The 21,398-nt window shown below is 64.8% G+C and carries 21 protein-coding genes; 7 read left to right on the forward strand and 14 right to left on the reverse strand.

Translation table 11 applies throughout. The features are described from left to right. Positions 1-187: 187 nt before the first annotated feature. Together pyrF and ACTJK4_RS24110 are read left to right on the forward strand one after the other, a co-directional pair. The gene (gene pyrF, locus ACTJK4_RS24105) at positions 188-1,003 is read left to right on the forward strand and encodes an orotidine-5'-phosphate decarboxylase (RefSeq protein ID WP_232041025.1); all 816 of its coding nucleotides are present in this window, start codon (positions 188-190) and stop codon (positions 1,001-1,003) included. Between the two features lie 40 nt (positions 1,004-1,043). Beyond that, complete coding sequence (locus ACTJK4_RS24110) at positions 1,044-1,262, forward strand: metal transporter (protein WP_082076083.1); 219 nt, start codon at positions 1,044-1,046, stop codon at positions 1,260-1,262. 1 nt (position 1,263) lies between these two features. Here the strand turns inward: ACTJK4_RS24110 and ACTJK4_RS24115 are convergent, their stop codons facing one another. From ACTJK4_RS24115 to thiL, 3 genes are read right to left on the reverse strand one after another with little or no spacing between them, the layout of a single operon-like run. Then, positions 1,264-1,764, reverse strand: a complete 501-nt coding sequence (locus ACTJK4_RS24115; protein WP_260802182.1) for a CinA family protein — start codon at positions 1,762-1,764, stop codon at positions 1,264-1,266. Positions 1,765-1,796: 32 nt separating this feature from the next. Continuing rightward, on the reverse strand, positions 1,797-2,375 hold the full coding sequence (locus tag ACTJK4_RS24120) for a phosphatidylglycerophosphatase A family protein (protein WP_232041023.1): 579 nt from the start codon (positions 2,373-2,375) through the stop codon (positions 1,797-1,799). After that, positions 2,372-3,457, reverse strand: a complete 1,086-nt coding sequence (gene thiL / locus ACTJK4_RS24125; protein WP_440819130.1) for a thiamine-phosphate kinase — start codon at positions 3,455-3,457, stop codon at positions 2,372-2,374. The genes ACTJK4_RS24120 and thiL overlap by 4 nt, the downstream gene beginning before the upstream one ends. Positions 3,458-3,618: 161 nt before the next feature. Between thiL and ACTJK4_RS24130 the strand changes: the two genes are divergently transcribed. From ACTJK4_RS24130 to ACTJK4_RS24140, 3 genes are all read left to right on the forward strand, one after another. Continuing rightward, a complete protein-coding gene (locus ACTJK4_RS24130) occupies positions 3,619-5,964 on the forward strand; it encodes an NADP-dependent malic enzyme (RefSeq protein ID WP_232041021.1) in 2,346 nt (781 codons plus the stop codon). Between the two features lie 474 nt (positions 5,965-6,438). Continuing rightward, positions 6,439-6,870, forward strand: a complete 432-nt coding sequence (locus tag ACTJK4_RS24135; RefSeq protein WP_316871805.1) for a ribonuclease — start codon at positions 6,439-6,441, stop codon at positions 6,868-6,870. After that, positions 6,867-7,490 (forward strand): barstar family protein, encoded by a 624-nt coding sequence (locus tag ACTJK4_RS24140; RefSeq protein ID WP_316871804.1) that lies wholly within the window; start codon positions 6,867-6,869, stop codon positions 7,488-7,490. The genes ACTJK4_RS24135 and ACTJK4_RS24140 overlap by 4 nt, the downstream gene beginning before the upstream one ends. Before the next feature lie 91 nt (positions 7,491-7,581). Here the strand turns inward: ACTJK4_RS24140 and araH are convergent, their stop codons facing one another. Genes araH through ACTJK4_RS24175 form a run of 7 tightly spaced genes read right to left on the reverse strand, consistent with a single transcriptional unit; the run spans position 7,582 to position 16,244 of the window. Further along, positions 7,582-8,592 (reverse strand): L-arabinose ABC transporter permease AraH, encoded by a 1,011-nt coding sequence (gene araH / locus ACTJK4_RS24145; RefSeq protein WP_316871803.1) that lies wholly within the window; start codon positions 8,590-8,592, stop codon positions 7,582-7,584. Between the two features lie 33 nt (positions 8,593-8,625). Then, entirely contained in the window at positions 8,626-10,155 is a 1,530-nt protein-coding gene (gene araG, locus ACTJK4_RS24150) for an L-arabinose ABC transporter ATP-binding protein AraG (protein ID WP_440819131.1), read from the reverse strand. A 57-nt stretch (positions 10,156-10,212) separates the two neighbouring features. Next, on the reverse strand, positions 10,213-11,217 hold the full coding sequence (locus ACTJK4_RS24155; protein ID WP_440819132.1) for an arabinose ABC transporter substrate-binding protein: 1,005 nt from the start codon (positions 11,215-11,217) through the stop codon (positions 10,213-10,215). Between the two features lie 53 nt (positions 11,218-11,270). After that, positions 11,271-12,209 carry a Gfo/Idh/MocA family protein gene (locus tag ACTJK4_RS24160; protein ID WP_440819133.1) on the reverse strand — a complete coding sequence of 313 codons (939 nt, stop codon included), beginning with the start codon at positions 12,207-12,209 and terminating at the stop codon, positions 11,271-11,273. Positions 12,210-12,211: 2 nt separating this feature from the next. Beyond that, positions 12,212-13,141: a dihydrodipicolinate synthase family protein gene (locus ACTJK4_RS24165; RefSeq protein ID WP_440819134.1), complete on the reverse strand. Its 930-nt coding sequence runs from the start codon at positions 13,139-13,141 to the stop codon at positions 12,212-12,214. A gap of 25 nt (positions 13,142-13,166) precedes the next feature. After that, entirely contained in the window at positions 13,167-14,492 is a 1,326-nt protein-coding gene (locus tag ACTJK4_RS24170) for an MFS transporter (protein ID WP_440819135.1), read from the reverse strand. A 15-nt stretch (positions 14,493-14,507) separates the two neighbouring features. Next, positions 14,508-16,244 carry an IlvD/Edd family dehydratase gene (locus ACTJK4_RS24175; RefSeq protein WP_260774320.1) on the reverse strand — a complete coding sequence of 579 codons (1,737 nt, stop codon included), beginning with the start codon at positions 16,242-16,244 and terminating at the stop codon, positions 14,508-14,510. A 202-nt stretch (positions 16,245-16,446) separates the two neighbouring features. On the opposite strand from ACTJK4_RS24175, the gene ACTJK4_RS24180 reads away from it, so the two are divergent. Beyond that, a complete protein-coding gene (locus ACTJK4_RS24180) occupies positions 16,447-17,391 on the forward strand; it encodes a LysR family transcriptional regulator (protein ID WP_232041012.1) in 945 nt (314 codons plus the stop codon). A 55-nt stretch (positions 17,392-17,446) separates the two neighbouring features. Here ACTJK4_RS24180 and ACTJK4_RS24185 read toward each other — a convergent pair whose 3' ends face one another. From ACTJK4_RS24185 to gcvA, 4 genes are all read right to left on the reverse strand, one after another. Next, positions 17,447-18,046, reverse strand: a complete 600-nt coding sequence (locus ACTJK4_RS24185; RefSeq protein ID WP_413412523.1) for a YidB family protein — start codon at positions 18,044-18,046, stop codon at positions 17,447-17,449. An 81-nt stretch (positions 18,047-18,127) separates the two neighbouring features. Further along, positions 18,128-18,877, reverse strand: a complete 750-nt coding sequence (locus tag ACTJK4_RS24190) for a 16S rRNA (uracil(1498)-N(3))-methyltransferase (RefSeq protein ID WP_440819136.1) — start codon at positions 18,875-18,877, stop codon at positions 18,128-18,130. Between the two features lie 50 nt (positions 18,878-18,927). Next, positions 18,928-19,347: a VOC family protein gene (locus tag ACTJK4_RS24195; RefSeq protein WP_232041009.1), complete on the reverse strand. Its 420-nt coding sequence runs from the start codon at positions 19,345-19,347 to the stop codon at positions 18,928-18,930. A gap of 77 nt (positions 19,348-19,424) precedes the next feature. Further along, a complete protein-coding gene (gcvA, locus tag ACTJK4_RS24200; RefSeq protein ID WP_316871796.1) occupies positions 19,425-20,351 on the reverse strand; it encodes a transcriptional regulator GcvA in 927 nt (308 codons plus the stop codon). 175 nt (positions 20,352-20,526) lie between these two features. Between gcvA and ACTJK4_RS24205 the strand changes: the two genes are divergently transcribed. Then, on the forward strand, positions 20,527-21,398 hold an 872-nt coding region (locus ACTJK4_RS24205), incomplete at its 3' end, for a porin (protein ID WP_440819137.1).

The raw sequence follows: 21,398 nt of genomic DNA on the forward strand, positions 1-21,398 counted from the left end.
TTGAACGGGCGGCGAAAAATCGCGCCGAGTGTAGCGTAAAGAGGCGACAGGTTCAGCCACAAACGGTGGCCTGGCGCGCACGCGTGGGGCAGGCGCCACGCCCGGAAGATGCCGCCATCGGGCCGCCCGACGGGTAAAATGCAGACAAGTCATGCGGCCAGCCGGCCGCCCTCACATTCCCGACACCATGCGATTTACAGAACAACTCGCTGCCGCCTGGCAACGCAACAATTCCCTGCTGTGCGTCGGGCTCGATCCTGACCCCGCGCGCTTGCCGGCGTCGCTGACCGGCACGGGCGGAGCGATCTTCTCGTTCTGCCGCGCCATTGTGGACGCCACCGCCGACCTGGTCTGCGCATTCAAGCCGCAGATCGCCTACTTCGCCTCGCAGCGCGCTGAAGACCAGCTTGAGCAGCTCATCAATTACATCCACGAGGCGTATCCGGGCATCCCCGTCATTCTTGATGCCAAGCGCGGCGATATCGGCTCCACCGCCGAGCACTACGCCAAGGAAGCCTTCGAGCGCTATCAGGCCGACGCCATCACCGTCAGCCCCTACATGGGGTTCGACTCGATGCAGCCGTATCTCGCACATGCCGACAAGGGCGTGATCGTGCTGTGCCGCACGTCCAACGCGGGCGGCAGCGACGTGCAGTTCCTGGAAACCGACGGCCGCCCCGTCTATCAGGTCGTGGCAGAACGCGCGCGCGACGTGTGGAATACCAGCGGCCAGATGGGTCTGGTGGTGGGCGCAACGTTCCCGGAGGAAATTGCCAAGGTGCGAGAAATTGTCGGCGACATGCCGCTGCTGATTCCGGGCGTTGGCGCCCAGGGCGGTGACATCGAAGCCACGGTGCGCGCCGGCCGCACGGCCGACGGGACCGGCATGATGATCAACTCGTCGCGAGCCATTCTCTACGCCAGCACCGACAGCGATTTCGCCGATGCTGCCCGCCGCGTGGCGCTTGCCACTCGGGACCAGATCAACCAGTTCCGCAACTGATCCGCACTGTCGGTCCGGTTGCGGTGAGAGCGAGGACGCCATGACCACGCATCCGCACCGTCCCGTTGCCGGTACGCACCGGGAAGAGACCGGCAAGGACCCGGACCGCAAGCTCGAGAAAGAGCGCGACGACACTCACGAGCACGAGACGACGCGTCGCGATCATGATCGCGACCGTCGCCACGAGCACGACCACGAGCACCAGCCGGAACATGATCACGGAGATCGTCGCCGGCCGGATCATCCCAGCGAAATTTAGATCAGGACTCCGCTGAATCGAGGAAGTCGAGCAGGCCGCGCAGTGCGTGCTCCGCAGCCTGTAAGCGGACCTGTTTGCGGTCCCCTTTGAAGTGGCGCGTTTCTACGCGCGTCTGCAGGCGATTGCTCCACCCGAAGCACACCATGCCGACAGGTTTGTCGGGCGTGCCGCCGGTCGGGCCGGCCACACCGGTAATCGAGACGGCCACCTGCGCGCGGCTGTTGAGCACGGCGCCCTCGGCCATGGCAAGCGCCACCGGTTCGCTCACGGCGCCATGTTCGCGGATCAGCGCCGCCGGCACGCCCAACATCTGCGATTTCGCTTCGTTGGAATAGACGACGAAGCCGCGCTCGAACCACGCGGACGAGCCAGATACGTCGGTGATGGCGGCAGCCACCAGCCCGCCCGTGCAAGATTCAGCGGACGCCATCATCAGGCTGCGCTTGTTCAGCGTGTCAGCTACCAGTTCGGCCAGTTGGGCCAGGGCGCGGGATTCAGCCATTGCAATACCTTCGAAGCTTCTGACGTCAGCCGTCAAAACGAGCGCCAAAGCGCGAACACGAGCAGCGTGTAGAACGCCGCGAGAATGTCGTCGACCATCACGCCATAGCCGCCGCGCACGCCGAAGCCCTTGAGCGTGCGGTCGTAATAGCGGATGGGCGCAGGCTTGACCATGTCGAAGAAGCGGAACCACAGGAACGCGGCGAACTGCCCCCCCAGCGTGGTGGGCGTGACGAAGGCCAGCACGAGCCAGAACGCGACCATCTCGTCCCACACCATGGCGCCATGATCGGCCACGCCCAGATCGCGTGCGGTGCGGGCGCATGCCCAGATGCCGATCACGAAGCCAACCGCTGCGATCAGCAGCCAAGTCGGCCCCGAAATCCAACGTGCAAACACCACGTAGATCAGCCACGCGTACAGCGTACCGACCGTGCCCGGGAGGATGGGCGACAGGCCGGAACCAAAGCCGAGCGCCAGGATGCGTGCCGGATGGCCGAACATGAAGCGCGCCGTGGGGCGCCGCACCTGCACGGTCTGGCCTGCCTCGAGGACGACGGTTTCAGGCCGGCCCGGCGGATTGGAGGGCGGAAAGGGTGCGGAGGACATCATGAGGCGGAAGAGAAATGGTCAAAACTGCTGTGCGTGAAAAGGACCGGCGCCCCGTGGGCATCGACGAGCCGCAAGCCCGCTTCAGCATCGATGCGGCCGATGCGTGTGACGGCCACGCCCGCACGCTGGCCCGCCGCGACCACGGCGTCGCGCGCATCGGCGGGGGCGGTGAAGCAAAGTTCGTAGTCGTCGCCGCCAGCCAGCGTGCATTGCAACTGGAGCGCCAGGGGCTGGGCCGCCAGCGTCGCCGAGCGCGGTACGTTGTCGACCGTGATCGTCGCTCCAACACGGGATTGCGTAAGGATGTGGCCCAGATCGCCCAACAAGCCGTCCGATATGTCGAGCGCTGCACGGGCGACACCGCGCAATGCCAAGCCGAGTGCGACGCGCGGCGTGGGCATGTCCATGCGCGGCTGCACTTGCGCGAGCGCCTCGGGTGTAAGCGCCCATTCGTTGCGCAGGGCGCCCAGTGCGAGTCGCGCGTCGCCCACGGTGCCCGAGACCCAAAGGTCATCGCCGGGGCGGGCAGCGTCGCGGCGTAGTGCCGCAGCGGCCGGGACATCCCCGAAGACCGTCAAGCTCAGTGTGAGCGGCCCGCGCGTGGTGTCCCCGCCAATGAGTTCACAGTGAAAGGCATCTGCCAGGGCGAGCAGCCCCTCGGAAAACGGTTTAAGCCAAGCTGGATTGGCTTCAGGCAGCGCTACGGCCAGCGTAAAAGCGCGCGGCTCCGCACCCATCGCGGCCAGATCCGAGAGGTTGACAGCGAGCGCTTTATGCCCAAGTGCGCGCGGCTCCGCATTCGAGAAAAAATGACGCCCCGCGACCAGCATGTCGGTGGAAATCGCCAATTCGTGCCCGGGGCGGGGCGCGAGCAGGGCGCAGTCGTCACCTACGCCTAAGGTTGCCTTGGGCGTGGGCCGGGTGAAGTAGCGTCGAATTAGCTCAAATTCGGACAAATTTGCCGGGGAATGGGCGGAGTTGCGTGAATTCGCGGGCTTGGACACGGCAGCGGCAATGGAAGAATATGGGGCAAGCCCGATGGTGCCGTGACAGGACGGTGGAATATTGTAGCGAATACGCATGTCACCCCCACCCAAAATCCCGTTGTGAGATCGCTTTTCACTATATAAAATGACGGGCCCAAGGAGGCGGACCGTATTCCCGTGGCGCTCGTGAGGGTATCCCGGTGGCCCGCTAGATGCGACGGCCGGCGCGCGCGCTGGCCACCCGATACGAGAGACCCATGACCACGGTGGATTCCCAGCCTCAGCAGCCCGCCCGCACGGATGAAGAACTCAAGGCGCAGCAGCGCGCCGCCTTGCGCAAGGCCGCGCTGGAGTACCATGAGTTTCCGACCCCGGGCAAGATTTCCGTCACGCCGACCAAGCCGCTATCTAACCAGCGTGACCTCGCCCTGGCGTATTCGCCCGGCGTTGCCGCCGCCTGCGAAGAGATCGTCGAAGACGTCGCCAACTCGTTCCGCTACACCGCCCGCGGCAACCTTGTCGGCGTGGTGACCAACGGCACCGCGGTGCTCGGTTTGGGCGACATCGGCCCGGAAGCCTCGAAGCCGGTCATGGAAGGCAAGGCGGGCCTGTTCAAGAAATTTGCTGGCATCGATGTGTTTGACATCGAGATCAACGAAAAAGACCCCCAGAAGCTGGTCGATATCATCGCCTCGCTGGAGCCCACCTTCGGCGGGATCAACCTGGAAGACATCAAGGCGCCGGAGTGCTTCTTCGTCGAGCGCGAACTGCGCAAGCGCATGAAGATCCCCGTCTTCCACGATGACCAGCACGGCACCGCCATCGTGGTGGGCGCTGGCATTACCAACGCGCTGAAGGTCGTCGGCAAGGACATCAAGAAGGTGAAGCTGGTGGCTTCGGGCGCGGGCGCTGCGGCGCTGGCCTGCCTTGACCTGCTGGTTGACCTGGGCCTGCCGCGCGAAAACATCTGGGTGACGGACTTGGCGGGCGTGGTCTACGAAGGCCGCACCGAACTGATGGACCCGGACAAGGCGCACTTCGCACAGAAGACTGACCTGCGCACGCTGGCTGAAGTCATCGACGGCGCCGACATTTTCCTGGGCCTGTCCGCCGCTGGCGTGCTCAAGCAGGACATGGTCAAGCGCATGGCCGACAAGCCGATCATCTTCGCGCTGGCCAACCCGAACCCGGAAATCCTGCCGGAGCTGGCCAAGGAAGTGCGCCCCGACGTCATCATGGGCACCGGCCGCACGGATTACCCAAACCAGGTGAACAACGTCCTGTGCTTCCCGTTCATCTTCCGCGGCGCGCTGGATGTGGGTGCGACCACCATCACGCGTGAGATGGAAGTGGCCGCCGTGCACGCCGTGGCTGAACTGGCCCGCCAGGAACAAAGCGACATCGTTGCTTCCGCTTACGGCATCCAGGATCTGTCGTTCGGCCCCGAATACCTGATCCCGAAGCCCTTCGACCCGCGCCTGATCGTCAAGATCGCGCCGGCTGTGGCGCAGGCGGCCATGCTGTCGGGCGTGGCGCAGCGTCCGATCGAAGATATGGACGCTTACCGCCAGCATCTGCAGCAGTTCGTCTACCACTCGGGCACGCTGATGAAGCCGATCTTCTCGGCCGCTCGCAAGGTGCCGATGGAGAACAAGCGCATCGTCTTTGCCGAAGGCGAAGAAGAGCGCGTGCTGCGTGCCGTGCAGATCGTCGTGGACGAAAAGCTCGCCAGCCCGATCCTGATCGGCCGCCCGAGCGTGATCGCCCACCGCATCGAGCGTTTTGGCCTGCGCCTGCGCGAAGGCGTGGACTTCGCCGTGGTCAACCCCGAGCATGACGAACGCTTCCGCGATTACTGGGAGACGTATTACAAGCTGATGGCACGCAAGGGCGTGACGCCGCAATACGCCAAGCTGGAGATGCGTCGCCGCAATACGTTGATCGGCGCCGTCATGGTCCACAAGGGCGAAGCGGACGGCATGATCTGCGGCACGATCAGCAACACGGCCGCCCACCTGCGCTACATCGACCAGATCCTGGGTGGCACCAATTGCGTGTATGCGGCCATGAACGGCTTGGTTCTGCCGGGTCGCCAGGTGTTCCTGACCGATACGCATGTCAACGTCGACCCGACGGCGGAAGAACTGGCAGAGATCACCATCATGGCTGCCGAGGAGCTGTGCCGCTTCGGTATCAAGCCCAAAGTCGCCCTGATGTCGCACTCGAACTTCGGTTCGTCTGAAGCGCCTTCGGCTGTCAAGATGCGCGAAGCGCTGGCAATCCTGCGCGAACGTGCGCCGAACCTGGAAGTGGACGGTGAGATGCATGGTGATGCCGCGCTCGACCAGAAGCTGCGCGACTCGCTGGTGCCGGATTCGACCCTCAAGGGTGAAGCCAACCTGTTGGTCATGCCGAACATCGACGCCGCCAACATCGCCTACAACCTGCTGAAGACGGCTGCTGGCAACAACATCGCCATCGGGCCGATCCTGCTGGGCGCGAAGAAGCCGGTGCATATCCTTACGCCGTCGGCTACTGTGCGACGCATCCTCAACATGACGGCTCTGACCGTCGTGGATGCTGCGGCACAAGCGCAACGCTAATCGCCACTGCACCAGAAAAGGGAGCGCACGATGCTGCGCTCCCCTTTTTTTAATCATTAAGTTTGCGTGCGCTTACTTTTCTGCAAACTAAATAACCATATCAAAAAACCCTTCAGACTTCCACCTTCGGTTGATTGTTGTCATCGATGAGCGTACCCTTACGGGCTGAAGGGGTGCTTCTGAGCACATGAGGTCCGAACCGGGCCGGACGGGTTCCAAAAAATGCGGTTTTCCGTACACACGTCTGACCGGCTAGCCTTATTCGGTGCGCGCAATGAGTGGTTTTTGCAGGCGGAAGGATTCCCCAAGTCTTCGGCAGTCGCCCGACTTGTCATTCCCTGCCAGGCCTCTCACGCATTGAGCCGCTTCGCTTTCAGCTGCAAACCGGCTGTCCAGATCGTTATTGGGCGGCCACCTGCGCTTGTGACCTGCGCCGGGCTCCGGTCGGCGCGATTCTCCCGTTAGGGCCTGCTGATGACAAAGCGACTTGGAGCGTGGATCGGCCGCTCCGTATCTCAGGCGACGGCGCGTGGCGCGCTGGCGGTAACGCTTGCGTTGTCGGTAACCGGCTTGCCGGCCAATGCGGTTGCCCGGGACACCACCGGCATGGCTGCCGCCGTGGGAACCATTCGCCCGGCAGACCTGCCCAACGAGGCGCAGCGCACGCTGGCACTGATTGAGCAGGGCGGCCCGTTTCCCTATGCAAAGGATGGCACCACGTTCGGCAACTATGAGCGACGTTTGCCTGCGCAACGGCGTGGCTATTACCACGAGTACACCGTGAAGACGCGGGGGGCTCGTAACCGCGGCGCCCGACGCATCATCTGTGGCGGCGATCAGCAAGCGGCGAACGACTGCTACTACACGGAAGATCACTACAACAGTTTTCAACGGATACAGCGATGACGACCAACATGTTTGGGCTGGACGACTCGCTCACCGCACGCGATGAGCGCGTGGCCCGCGAGGCGTGGCACAAGGCGCAAAATCTGTACGACGGTGTGGTCGGGATGCAAGCCCTGGGCGCACGCGTCGGGGGAGCGGCCAAGTTGCCTCAAACCGCACCGCAGAACACCATGACGCAGGACAATACTCAGACGGACGACGATGGAGGTCGCGAAGACGCCATGAACCTGTTCAAGACGGTGCGTCCGAATATCGTGCAGTCGATCCGCGCGTTTCGCGTGGCGGATCTGGCCGAGTCGGCGGCCAGTCTGGGCCAGCATTTCCTGTACGCCAACTGCGCGGCCGCGACCACCAAGAGCGAAGTGCTCGACGTGATTGCACGCGAGTTCCTGTTCCCGAAGCATTTCGGCAAGAACTTCGACGCCCTGGCTGACTGCCTGACCGACATGATCTACAAGGCCGGCCCGCAGCCGGGTTTTGTCATCGTGCTGGAGGGGCTGCCGTGCCAACCCAAGTTCGACAAGGAAGCGCGCGAAGTGCTGCTGGACGTGTTCCGCGACGCGGCCGAATTCTGGGGCGAGCGCAAGGTCCAGTTCCGCGTGTTCTATTCGTTTGCGTGAACTTGCCCGACCGCTGATTGATCGGCGTTGAAATGAAAAAGCCCGCACATGCGGGCTTTTTTGTTGCCTTGAGAATGTGCTGGCCGGCTGGTCAGCCTGCCCGCTTGTTGCGGCGGATGCGGTCAAACCACACCGCCAGCAGCAGAATGCCGCCGCGGATCAGGTACTGATAGAACGTCGGCACGTTCATCAGGCTCATCGCGTTCTGCACCGACCCCATGATCAGAACGCCGACCAGCACACCGGACACGGTTGCCACGCCGCCCGTGAGCGAAACTCCGCCCAGCACGCAGGCCGAGATTACGCCCAGCTCAAGCCCGACCGAAGTTTTCGGATCGCCCAGGCTCATGCGGGAGGCCAGCATCACGCCGGCAAAGCCGGTCACCAGGCCCTGCAGGACGAACACGGCGATCTTGATGCGCGTCACCGGCAGGCCGGCAAGCAGTGCGGCTTCCTCATTGCCGCCGACGGCGAGCACGTTCTTGCCGAACACCGTCTTCTTGAGCAGGAAACCGAACAGCGCGAAGCCGACGATATTGCTCCAGATCGGGTACGAGATGCCGAGGAATGACCCGCCGCCCAGGTCGAAGAAGCTCTCTTCGGAGATCATCACCGCGTCGCCGTTGGAGGTGATGAAGGCGAGGCCGCGCACGACTTCCATCATCGCCAGCGTGACGATCAGCGAGTTGATCTGGTAGCGCGCCACCAGCACGCCGTTGACGAGGCCGACCAGGCCGCCCGCAAGCACGCCAGCCCCGACGCCCAGCACCACACTGTGTGTCGCGGTGATGAGCGTTGACGCCACCACTCCCGCAAACGCGACGATGGAGGCAACGGACAAGTCCACCTCGCCGAGGGCGAGCACGAACATCATCGTGACCGAGATGGAGCCGATCAGGGTGACGGAGAGCAGCAGGCCCTGGATGTTGCGACTGCTGATGAAGCCGGGCACCGTGAACGCCAGCGCGGTGAACAGCAAGACGAACACCACGACGATGCCCGATCGGTTGACCAGCTCCCACGTGAGGGCTGCGCGGCTGGGGATGCCAGGGGCGGCCAATGGCGGGCCGCCCGGCACGGAGTCGGTGGATGGCGTTTGCATAGGATCGGTTTCCATGAGGGCGTGATTCGCGCGCTAACGTGGCAGCGCGAGTTTGATGAGGGTGTCGGGCGAGGCGTGCTCTCTGGGCAGATCGCCGACGATGCGGCCTTGCTTCATCACGAGCACGCGGTCGGCCACGCCGATGACTTCGGCAAGGTCGCTCGACACGACGATGACAGTGCGGCCCGACTCGGCAAGGCCGTAGAGCAGGCTGTAGATTTCGCTGCGGGCGCCGACGTCGATGCCGCGTGTGGGCTCGTCCATCAGGAAGACGTCGATGTCTTCCGCCAGCCAGCGCGAGAGGATCACCTTCTGCTGATTGCCGCCCGACAGCTTGCCGATGGGCGTTTCGCCGTTGCGGGTCTTGATGGCGAGCTTGTCGATGAACGACTTGGTGGTGCGCGCTTCCTGCCGGTTGTTCAGCACGCTGAAGCGGCTGAAGTGGCGCCGGCAACTGATGTTCAGGTTATCGGACACCGAGGCAATTGAGACGATACCTTCCTGCTTGCGGTCTTCCGGACAGAGCGCGACACCTGCGCGCACCGCATCGCGCGGCGTGTTGAACTGAACGCGCTTGCCCTTGAGGTGGACTTCGCCTGCCGTGGGTTTGACCGCGCCGTAGAGCAGCTTCATTAGCTCGGAGCGCCCAGCGCCCACCAGCCCGAAGAAGCCGACGATTTCGCCTGCATGCGCGCGGAACGATGCGGGTTCGCTCAAGCCGGGCCCCGTCAGGCCGCGCACGTCGACCTTTACCTCGCCGAGCGGGCGCGGCTTGTAGCCGTACACGTCCTGGATCGAGCGGCCGACCATGCAACGGATCAGCCGTTCGCGGTCGAGGTTCGCGCCGGCGTTGAACGTGTCGATATGCCGGCCGTCACGGAACACGGTCACGCGATCGCACAGTTCGTAGACCTCCTCCATGCGGTGCGTGACGTAGATGACCGCGCGGCCCTCGGCCTTGAGCGCGCGAATGATGCGGAACAACTGCGTGGTTTCGCGCGAGGAGAGCGAACTCGTGGGTTCGTCGAACGCGATCACGCGGGCGTCGCGCATCAGCGCCTTGCCGATCTCGATCATCTGGCGCTGACCGATCGACAGATGCTTGACGGGTTGGGCCGGATCGAGCTTCTCGCCCAGCCGCTCGAGTTCGCGCAGCGCACGGGCGATCAGCGTCTTCTCGTCGAGCACGCCAAAGCGGTTGGGCAGCGCACCGAGCATCAGGTTTTCCGCCACCGTCAGTTCGGGCACGAGGTGCAGTTCCTGATAGATGATGGCGATGCCCGCCGCAATGGCCGCGCGCGTGTTCGTGAACTGCTGCGGCACGCCGTCGAGCGACAGCGTGCCGTCCTCCGGCTGGTTGACGCCCGACAGCACCTTGAGCAGCGTCGATTTGCCCGCGCCGTTCTCGCCCATCAGGCCGTGCACCTCGCCGCGGCGGATGTCGAGCGAAACGTGGTCGAGCGCCAGCACGCCAGGAAAGCGCACGGTGATGCCGTCAAGCTTCAGGTACGCGCCAGCGGAAGCGTCAGGCGGGCCGCTCTCATCAAGTGATTGGACTGTCATCGGTTGCTCTTTGCAGATGCGCGAGAGGCGCGGGGCAGGCCCGCGCCGCGCGTTGCATCAAATGCCCAGTTCCTTGCGGACTTCCTGCCAGTTGCTGCGCACCATCAGCTTGCCGGTGGTCTGCGTATCGGCCGGCGGTTGCTTGCCGGTCTTGATCCAATCGACGAGGTTTGCAGCGCTGTCCTTGCCGTGATTGGTCGAGCTGACGGCAATCGTGCCGAAGAAGCCCGTCGGCTCCTTCTTCTGGAATTCGGCGAACGCCTCGCCTGCACCATTGATGCCGACGCCGATCACATCGGCGGCCGGAATGTGCAGCTGCTCGGTGGCGCGCACGCCGCCCAGCACGCTCTCTTCATTGAGCGCGAAGATCACCCACTTCTTGATGCCCGCATGCTGTGCCAGCACCGGCGACGCAGCATTGAAGCCGCCCGCGTCGTCGGTGGTCTTTTGCGGCGCGTCGAAGATGTTCTCTTTCTTGAAGCCGCCGGCCAGCAGCGTCTGCGTGGCACCGTCGGTGCGCAGCTTGGCAGTCGGCAGTTCATAGTTGGTGATGCGCAGCGCGCCCACTTCCTCGGGCTTCCAGCCGCGGCGCTTCATCTCGTCGGAGATGGCCTGGCCGACCTGGTTGCCGATCTTGAATGCCGACATGCCCAGATGCGGCACGTTGGCCAGCGGCTTGCCGGACGAGTCGACGAGTTGATCGTCAACCGTGACGAACTTCATGTTGTAGTGCTTGGCGCGTGCCGAGATAGCCGGTCCCAGGCGCACGTCCGGCGCGCAGATGACGAAGCCCTTGGCACCTTGCGCGCCCAGGTTGTCGATGGCGGACAGCACCTTTTCACCATCGGGCGTGCCGATGTTCACCACCGAGAAGCCGTCCTTCTTGCCAAGCTCGGTGGCGGCTTTCTGCTCGTTGATGAACCAGGCCTGCTCGGGCATCTTGACCAGGAAGCCGATCTTGAGCGGCTCGTCGGCGTGGGCGGGCAGGCTGGCGGCCAGCGGCGCCAGGCACAGGGTGGCTGCAATGGCGGACAGGGTCAGCCGGCGAAGTTTGCGTTGCATGGTTGTCTCCTCGTTGGAATGGCTCTTATGGCACTACGTGAATGGGGCGTGCCTCACGGCACGAACGGATCGATCAAATGGCGCCGACCGAGCAGCATGGCGTCGGCTACGTGCTGAAGCGGGCGGACATCGACATCGCTTTCGCCGCTGCCGATCAGTTCGAGAAAGCGTGTGTACAGGCTCGGGTATTCGCGTTCCGGGCCGACGTCGATCTCAACGCCGTCGATGGTCAATTGCTTGCCGCCTTGTGCCAGCCGCAAGGTGCCGTCGCGCGTGGTCACGTCGATCTGCCATAGCTCGCCTGCGTCATGGCGCCAGTCGAATTCCGCCTGGATTGCCGTGCCGCGTTCATCGGTGAATGCGAGGTGGGCGGCAATCGGCGTCTGCTGATTGGCGGGCACCCACAGGTCGGCCGCCTTCAGGAAGAACGCATGCGGCAGCACGCGGGTCAGGATCGACAGCGCGTTGATACCCGGGTCAAACACGCCCAGCCCGCCGGGTTCCCAGATCCATGCCTGGTTCGGGTGCCAGCGGCGCACGTCTTCTTTCCATTGCACGTCGACCGAGACGATGGCGCGGCTTGCCAGCCACTCCCGAGCGGCCTCGACACCGGGTGCGTGGCGCGAATGCCACGAGGCAAACAAGGTGCAGCCGCGCTCCCGCGCCAGTTCAGCGAGGATCGCCACTTCCGCCACGCTGGCGCCCGGAGGCTTCTCCAGCATCACGTGCTTGCCTGCAGCGAGTGCCGCGCGGGCCTGGACAAACCGCACTTGTGGTGGCGTACACAGCGACACCGCACGCAGCGTGGGTTCGTCAGCCAACATGGCGTCGAGCGTCGTGTAATGCGGCAGGCCGTCAATGCGCGAATGCGGGCTCGCGCAGGCCGCGAGCGAGAAGCCGGGCTGCGCGGCGAGTGCCGGCAGATGCTGATCGCGTGCAATCTTGCCGACGCCAACAATGCCGATCGCAACGGGGGTACGTTCACCGTGCATGGCTATCGCCCCCAACGCAGGACCAGCGGATCGAGCCGCCGGGCAATGTCGATCAGGCCCCGGCGCGTGTCTGGGTGCATCGGCGGCAACGGATGGCGCGATGCCTCGCAGGCGATCACGCCGCCTTCCTTCATCAGTGCCTTGGCGGCCAGGATGCCGGCCTGTCGGTTCTCGTGATTGATGAGCGGCAGCCAGCGCTGATACAGCTCGAAGGCGAGATCGTGTTGTCCTTTGGCGTGCGCCTCGATGATCGGTCGGATGCCGTCGGGATACGCGCCGCCGGTCATGCTGCCCGTGGCGCCGGCATCCAGATCGGCCAGCAGCGTGATGGCTTCTTCGCCGTCCCAGGGACCCTCGATGGCGTCGCCGCCGAGGCGGATCAGCTCGCGCAGCTTGGCCGCCGCACCGGGCGTTTCGATCTTGAAGTAGGCCACCTGCTCGAGCTCGCGGGCCACGCGTGCGAGGAACGCCGCAGACAGCACCGTGCCGCTGGCCGGCGCATCCTGAATCATGATCGGAATGCCAACGGCATCCGACACGCGCGCAAAGAACTCGTAGATTTGCACTTCGGGCACGCGGAAGGTGGCGCCGTGATAGGGCGGCATCACCATCAGCATGGCGGCGCCCATGTCCTGAGCGCGGCGGCTGCGTTGCGCGCAGACCTGCGTGCTGTAGTGCGAGGTGGTGACAATCACGGGCACGCGGCCGGCTACGTGTTCCAGCGCGGTGCGGGTGAGCACTTCGCGCTCGTCGTCCGACAGCGAAAACTGCTCGGAGAAATTCGCCAGGATGCACAGGCCATCGGAGCCGGCGTCGATCATGAAATCGATGGCGCGCTTCTGACTCGGCAAATCGAGTTCGCCCGTTTCAGTGAACGTCGTGGGCACCACCGGAAAGATGCCTTGGTAGCGCGGCTTGCTGTTGCGGGTCATGAAATCGTGAAGTCGAGAATGGGTGTCAGGAAAGGTGCTGGCGTGCGCCCAGCACAGCGCGGACGATGAACGTCATCACCACCGCAAATGCCAGCGCGGCGGCCAGGAAGTACAGACCTGCAGAAAGGCTGCCTGTGGCGTTCTTGAGGATGCCCATGCCATAGGGGCCGAGGTAACCGCCCAGGTTGGACAGCGAGTTGATGGTTGCGATACCGACTGCAGCGCTCGTGCCGGTCAGGAACTGTCCCGGCAGCGTCCACAACACGGCCTGAATTGCATAGGCCGAAAACGCGAACAGGCAGAGGCTGCCCAGTTGCAGCGCAGGCGCTTGAACCCACGCGCTGGCCGCCATGCCGAGCGCGGCCAGCGCCGAGAGAATGGCGATGTGCCAGTAGCGCTCGCCCGTGCGGTCCGAATGGCGCGGCACCAGGTACAAGCCCACCACGGCAAACAGATAGGGCACGGCGGACAGCAGACCGGTGGCGACATCGCTCACGCCAAACTGCTTGATGATCGTCGGCAGCCACAGCGACAGGCCGTAGATGCTCAGCGGAAACGGCAGAAACAGCAGCGACAGCAACAGCACCCGCACATCCTTGAGCGCCTTGAGCGGGCTGCCGTGCGACTTCAGCGCATAAGCGGCCTGATCTGCGGCCAGCTCGCGCTCGATCCACGCGCGGTCCGCGGCCGGCAGCCAGCGTGCGTGCGAAGGGGATTCCGGCAGGATGCGCAGCGTCGGCACGCACAGCAGCGTGGCGGGCAAGCCGCTGACCACAAACAGCGTTTGCCAGCTCGACATGCCGAAGAGCCCCGGCACCGACAGCAGCCACCCCGCCATCGGCCCGGTGATGATGAGCGCGACGGGCTGTGCCAGCACCAGCAAGCCGACGATGCGCGCGCGATGGCGCATTGGAAACCACTTGGTCAGGAAATACAGAATGCCGGGGTACAGGCCGGCCTCCGCCGCACCGAGCAGGAAGCGCAGCACATAGAAGCTGACCGGGCCGCTGACCAGCGCCATGGCCATGGTGATGACGCCCCACGTGAACAGAATGCGCGCGAACCAGCGGCGTGCGCCGAAGCGTTCGAGTGCCAGGTTGCTCGGCACCTCGCACAGGAAATAGCCGATGAAGAACAGGCCAGCTCCCAACCCGTAGGCAGCGTCACCGATGCCTACCGCCGCGTTCATGTGCAGTTTGGCGAAGCCGACTACGGAGCGGTCGATATACGCCACCACGTAGATCAGCGCCAGGAACGGCATCAGCTTGCGCGTGAGCATGCCGACGATGCGCTGCTCCTGCGAGGCGTCGGCCGAAGCCGGAGCGGCGCCTGCGGTTTGAGAGATGTCCATCGGTCTTTCCTTGGCTCAGTGCGAGTGGCGCGGCACGGCGGCGCCACGGCAGCCGACCAGGAAATCGAGGTCGCAGCCTTCGTCAGCCTGCAGCACGTGGTTGACGTACAGGCGCTGGTAACCGCCGGCCTCGCCATGCGAACGCTGGGGCTGGTAGGCCGCGAGCCTGCGCGCGAGTTCCTCTGGAGCGATGTCCAGGTGGAGCGTGCCGGCTTCACAGTCGAGTTCGATCCAGTCGCCGTCCTGCACCGCGGCCAGCGGGCCGCCCGCCGCAGCTTCGGGCGCGACGTGCAGCACCACCGTCCCATAGGCGGTGCCGCTCATGCGTGCGTCGGAAATGCGCACCATATCCTTCACACCCTGGCGCAGCAGCTTGGGCGGCAAGCCCATGTTGCCGACCTCGGCCATGCCCGGATATCCCTTCGGCCCGCAGTTTTTCATCACCAGCACGGAGCTGGCATCGACCTCCAGGGACTCGTCGACGATGCGTTCCTTGTAGTGCTCCAGGTTTTCGAAGACGACTGCGCGGCCGCGATGCTTGAGCAGCTCCGGGCTCGCCGCAGACGGCTTGAGCACCGCGCCACGCGGCGCCAGATTGCCGCGCAGCACGCGAATGCCGCCATCGTCGATCAGCGGGTTGGTGAGCGGGCGAATGACTTCGTCGTCGGTGATGGGCGCGTCCTTGACGTTGTCCCACAGCGTCCTGCCGTTGACGGTCAGCGCATCGGGATGCGGCAGCAAGTTCGCCTCGCCGAGTCGGCGCAGCACCGCCGGCAGGCCGCCCGCGTAATAGAACTCCTCCATCAGGAAGCGGCCCGAGGGCATCAGGTCAACGATGGTCGGCGTGTCCCGGCCGATGCGCGACCAGTCTTCCAGCTCAAGCGGCACGCCAATGCGCCCGGCAATCGCCTTCAGGTGGATCACGGCGTTGGTCGAACCACCAATGGCTGCGTTGGCGCGGATGGCGTTTTCGAACGCGGCGCGCGTGAGGATCTTGGACAGCGTCAGCCCTTGCAGCGCCATCTCGACGATGCGGATGCCGGACATATGCGCGAGCACGTAGCGCCGCGAGTCCACCGCCGGAATGGCCGCGTTGTGCGGCAGCGATGTGCCGAGCGCTTCGGCCATGCATGCCATGGTGGACGCCGTGCCCATCGTGTTGCACGTGCCTGCCGAGCGTGACATCCCCGCTTCCGCCGACAGGAAATGATGCAGGTCGATCTCGCCCGCCTTGAGCGATTCGTGCAGTTGCCACACCGCCGTGCCCGAGCCGATGTTCTTGCCGTCGAGCTTGCCGTTGAGCATCGGCCCGCCGGTCACGACGATGGCAGGCACGTCGCAGCTTGCCGCGCCCATCAGCAGGGCGGGCGTGGTCTTGTCGCAGCCGGTGAGCAGCACCACCGCGTCGATCGGGTTGCCGCGAATCGCCTCTTCAACATCCATGGCCGCGAGGTTGCGGGTGAGCATGGCGGTCGGGCGCAGGTTCGATTCGCCGTTGGAGAACACCGGAAACTCCACCGGAAACCCGCCCGCCTCGTAAATGCCGCGCTTGACGTGTTCAGCCAGCTTGCGGAAATGCGCGTTGCAGGGCGTCAGTTCCGACCAGGTATTGCAGATGCCGATGATCGGGCGGCCGTCGAATTCGTGATCGGGAATGCCCTGGTTCTTCATCCAGCTTCGATACATGAAGCCGTTCTTATCGGCGGTGCCGAACCATTGGGCCGAGCGCAGCTTGGGTTTCGATTCCGACATGGGTGCGTGTGTCACGGACGTGGTTGTCGAGGCGCGCGCGCATCGATCGGCCGCGTGGCAGTTGCGGGCCGCGCGGCACGTCCGTTGTCTCCGGTGTGGTTGTGGTTTTTTGATCGGACCGAGTGTACGGAGCGCCCTGATATCCTTCCAATGAAATATTGGTCGTGACCGATATCCGATTTGATATCCCGAGGAAGATCCGATGTCGAACAGCCCCTGGTATGTCCGTGCGCGCCTGAAGACCCGACAACTGCTGCTGCTGATTGCCCTGGCCGAGGAGGGCAACATTCACCGGGCCGCCGCCGCGCTCAACATGACGCAGCCCGCCGCCTCCAAGCTGCTACGGGAGCTAGAGGCCATGCTCGATGTGCAGTTGTTCGAGCGTATGCCGCGCGGCATGCGGCCAACGCGCTATGGCGATGCGCTGATCCGGCACGCGCGCGCAGTCGTCGGCAGCCTGGACCAGGCCCAGGAGGAAGTGCTTGGTCTCAAGGCCGGGCACCTCGGGCATGTGGCGGTGGGGACGATCACGTCGCCGGGCGTGCGGCTGCTGCCGCCGGTGGTGGCGCAGATCACACGCGAGCATCCCGGGCTGCGGGTGTCGCTGGAAATCGAAAGCAGCAACGTGCTGCTCGAACGCCTGGCGCAAGACAAACTCGACCTGGTGGTCGGCCGCCTGTTTGCCGAGCACGACAAGCTGCACCTGCGCTACGAGCCGCTGGCCGACGAGCCGGTGGTGGCGGTGGCGCGGCCGGGGCATCCGCTGTTGGCGGAACCGTCGCTGACGCTCGCGGACGTGCAGCCGGCCACCTGGGTGGTGCCGCCCATCGGCAGCGTGCTGCGTCACCGGTTCGATCTGATGTTCCAGCGGGAGAGCCTGACAGCGCCGACAAGCGTGGTGGAAACCTCCGCGCTGCTGTTCCTGACGCGCATCCTGGAGCAGAGCGACATGCTGGCCGTAATTGGCGCCGACGTCGCGCAGTATTACGCGACGTATCAGATGCTGGCGATTCTTCCGTTGCCGATGCCGTGCCAGATGGATGACTTCGGCATCATCACGCGGACGGACCGGCTGTTGTCTCCGGCAGCGCTGCATGTGGTGCAGGCGCTGCGCGATGCGGGCCGAACGGCCTACGGGGCGGGCTGACTGCCGGCGCAAAAAAGCCCGCAATTGCGGGCTTCTTTCTGTGCGGCGATGACGTTCAGGCCGCCGGCACCGCGCCCTGCGGCGTGAGATGGTTGACCGCTTCGGGCAGGCCTTCGGCAAGCTGGTTCGCAAGGTCGCCTTCGTTGATGCCGAAGTGGGCGGCCAGTTTCGACACTTCCTCCAGCGCGCCCGTGCCGCTCAGTGCCTGCGTAATCTGTTCGCCCGATACCGGCAGGTTCTGGCCATTGCCGATCCACGATTTGACCTGTTCGCCCAGGCCGGCTTGCTCCAGGATCTGCTGCAGCGGCCCGAGGCCTCCGACGGCCGCCTGGTCCGCATTGCCGCTGCCGCCGCCGAGCAAACCGCCGAGCAGACCGCCAAGGCCACCCGCTCCGCCAGCGCCGCCGAGCAGGCTGCCCAGCGCGCCGGCGCCGCCTGCTGCACCTAGCAAGCCACCCAGCGAACCGAACAGGCCGCCGCCCTGATCTTCCTGCCCTTGCGGCGCGGCCGCATCGCCCGCGCCTTGCGACTTGTGCTTCATCGCCAGGTAGGCCAGCACGCCCACAGCAAGCAGCACCTTCTTGTTGCCCAGCAAGGACGATTGCGCACCGCTGGCGTCATTGCCGCCGCCGAGAATCGAATCGAGTAGACCCATGATGAAGCTCCTTTGGTCAGTGGCGGGCACGGGGGAAAGGCCCGCCGGGGGATCAAACGGTCAGTGTTTCGTCGTCAGAAGTTAGAACTCGCCGAGCACGGCGTGCAGCGCGGACACGGCAACAAGCGCCGCCGATTCCGTTCTCAGAATACGTCGCCCGAGTGTCAGCGGTAAGAAACCGGCGGCCTCGGCCAGCGCTTCTTCGTCGGCCGAGAGACCGCCTTCGGGGCCGATCAGCAGGACGATGCCGCTGCCTTTGATGCGCGTGCGCGATTGCACAGCCCATTGGGTGAGCGATTGCGTGCCACGCGGCGACAGCAACACGCGCGGCGCGTCGGTCGACTTTGCGGCGGCAAGCCATTCACGCAGCGTGGCGACCGGTGCGACCACGGGCACGCGAGCTCGGCCGCATTGCTCGCACGCGGCCTGCACCAGTGCCTGCCAATGCTGCACGCGCTTGGCGGCACGCTCGCCGGAGAGGCGCACCACGCCGCGTTCGGTCTGCAGCGGCGTGACGGCATTGACGCCCAGTTCGATGGCCTTCTCGATCAGCCAATCCATCTTGTCGCCGCCGGCAATGCCTTGCGCGAGGGTGATGGCGTAGCGGGCCTCCGTGTCGGGCTGTGTGGCATCCGCAAGGCTGGCGGCGGCGTCGCGCTTGTTGATGGCGTCGAGCCGAGCACGAAATTCGTTGCCGGAGCCATCGAACAGGCAGACGTCATCGCCAATGGCCAGCCGCAGCACGTGGATGTGGCGCGTGACGGCCTCGGGCAGCGTGACGGTGGTGTTGGGGGCAAGCGGCGTATCGACGAAAAAACGGGGAAGCCCCATTACAGCAATCCTTGTGGTGAATCGGGTCAGGCGATCAGGCGATGGAGCGATCAGGCCGCCGCGGGGCGGCAGGCGAGGCCCCAGCGATAGCCGTCGGGGTCGCGCACGGCGGCGTAGCGCTCGCCCCAGAAGGCGTCGTGCGGCGCCATGATGGACGTGGCACCCTGGTCGAGCGCGTTCTGGTACGCGGTGTCGACGTCGTCGCAATACAGGTGGAAGCTCTGCGGGCATTCAAAGCCGGCACCAGCCGGGGCTTTGGCGGTGGAGCCGAAGACGCCCTCAGGCGCAAACATCAGCATGAGCTGGCCCTGGTAGGTCATCTCGACGTGGATCGGGCGGCCATGGTCGTGCACCTCATCCTGCACACCGAAACCGAACGCATTGCGATAGAACGCGATGGCGGCCGATGCGTCGCGCACGGTCAGGTACGGGACGAGCCACGGGGTGTTGGCGGGGCGGGGGAAGCTCATGGCGGGCTCCTTCTTCGGCGCGATGCAGCCAGGGACGAGTAGTGTAGAGCGCCCGCCACGCCACAATCAAAAAGAAATCAAAACACCTCGCTTGCCGGGGTCTGGTTGCGTGCGCGGCCGCCGCTACGCGCAACTTCATCGACGAGCCATTGACGGAACAATGCAAAGCCCGGGTGCTCTGCTGCCTGGTGCGGATGGATCAGGTAGTACGACAGGCGCAGCGAGGCTTCGGTCGCCAGCGGTCGCATGAGGCGTCCGGCAGCGATGTCGTATTCGACAAGGATGCCCTGGCCGAGCGCCACGCCCTGGCCGTCGATAGCCGCTTGCAGCGCCATCAGGGCTTCGGAAAACGCCGGCCCGCGCGTGGCATCGATGTGGGGCACACCGACCTCGTCGAGCCATTGCCGCCACGTCGGATGGTGCGCGAGATGGCGCCCGCCGCGCTCGTGCAACAGCGTTTGCGTGGCGAGGTCCTGCGGCATGCGGATGGCCGCCTGCAGCGTGGCGTTGCACACGGGAAAGAAATCGGTGGAGGTGAACCACTCGACGCGCAGGTTGGGCGCGTTGACTTGCCGGTCGTCGATGCACAGATCGAACTGGCCGTGGTCTTGCACGTCGGCGGTGGAGACCTCGACGCGCACGTGCGGATGCTGGTTGAAGAATCGGTATAGCCGGGGCACGAGCCATTTGGCGCCGAAGGTTGGCGGCACGGCCACACGCAGCGGCGCGTCGGCGGTGTCCATCAGCAGGTCGGTGGCTTGTTCGAGCGCACGCAGCGCGTCGCGCACGCGAGGCAGGTAGTTGTCGCCCGCGTCTGTCAGTGTGAGCTGGTTGTTGCGGCGCGCAAAGAGCTTTTTGCCCAGATGATCTTCGAGTTGCTTGATCTGGTGGCTGACAGCAGCGTTGGTCACGCAAAGCTCGTCCGCAGCCCGGCTGAAACTCAAGTGGCGGCCCGCGACTTCAAAGACGCGCAATGCATTAAGGGGAGGGAGGCGCCGGGGCATGCGTTCTCGTTAAGAAAAATTTAACGTCCAACGAAGAATTTGTAGTTTGCCACGTTAAGGCCGCCCCGACTACAAATGCGCCTGGGGACGGTGACGATGCTTGGTGTGTGCCTCCAGCGATCTCAAACCACGCGCCGCACCGGACCCCGCCTACAAAAACATTTCAGGAGACGTCATGAATCGAACCACCGCTGTTCGCGGGATGCTGGCGTGCGGCCTTGCGCTCGCTGGCTGGACCGCTCCCGCCCTTGCACAAACCAACGTCACGCTGTACGGCCGCGTCGCCAGCGGCATCGACTACCAGAACAACGTCGCCCCCACCGCGACCTCGCCGGGCGGCAGCCTCTGGCGCGCCGCCGACAACCAGTGGGGGACCAGCATGTTCGGGTTCATGGGCAAGGAGGATCTCGGCGGTGGCCTGCAGGCGCTCTTCCGGCTCGAGTCCGGTTTTGGCGCGGCCCAAGGCCGGACCAACGGCGACGCGTTGTTTAATCGGCGTTCGTACGTCGGCCTGTCCAGCCCGACCTGGGGCACGTTGACGGCCGGCAAGAACCTCTTCATCAGCAACGACGTCTGGTTCCTCGACCCGACCGGCCAGCAGTTCATTGGCTCGGCCACGCTGGTGCGCGGGCGCAACTGGCCGGGCGCCAACAACGTCGTCGAATACCAGAGCCCGACCTGGGGCGGCTTCCAGATCGGCCTGCAGACCGGCCTGGGCGAGCAACCCGGCTCGTTCACGAACAGCCGCCGCGATGGCGTGTCCGCCGTCTACAAGACGGGCCCGCTGGAAGTGCGCGCGATCTACGACGTGATCCGCGACGGCAACGGCAAGTTCAGCGACATCTTCAATTTCTCGAAGGAAGCGACGATCGGCGGCACGTACACCATCGGCAAGGCGAAGCTGTTTGCGGCGTATGAAAACCTGTCAGCGCCGGATGCTGCTGCGGGCGCCCCGACCAAGGCCAACCACTACTGGCTGGGCATCAACTACGAAGTCACGCCGGCGCTGACGCTGATCGGCGCGGCCTACCGTGTCAACGTGAACCA

This window comes from Ralstonia sp. 22111 (genome assembly GCF_052045895.1).
In the GTDB taxonomy this organism is placed as follows: Bacteria; Pseudomonadota; Gammaproteobacteria; order Burkholderiales; family Burkholderiaceae; genus Ralstonia; species Ralstonia wenshanensis.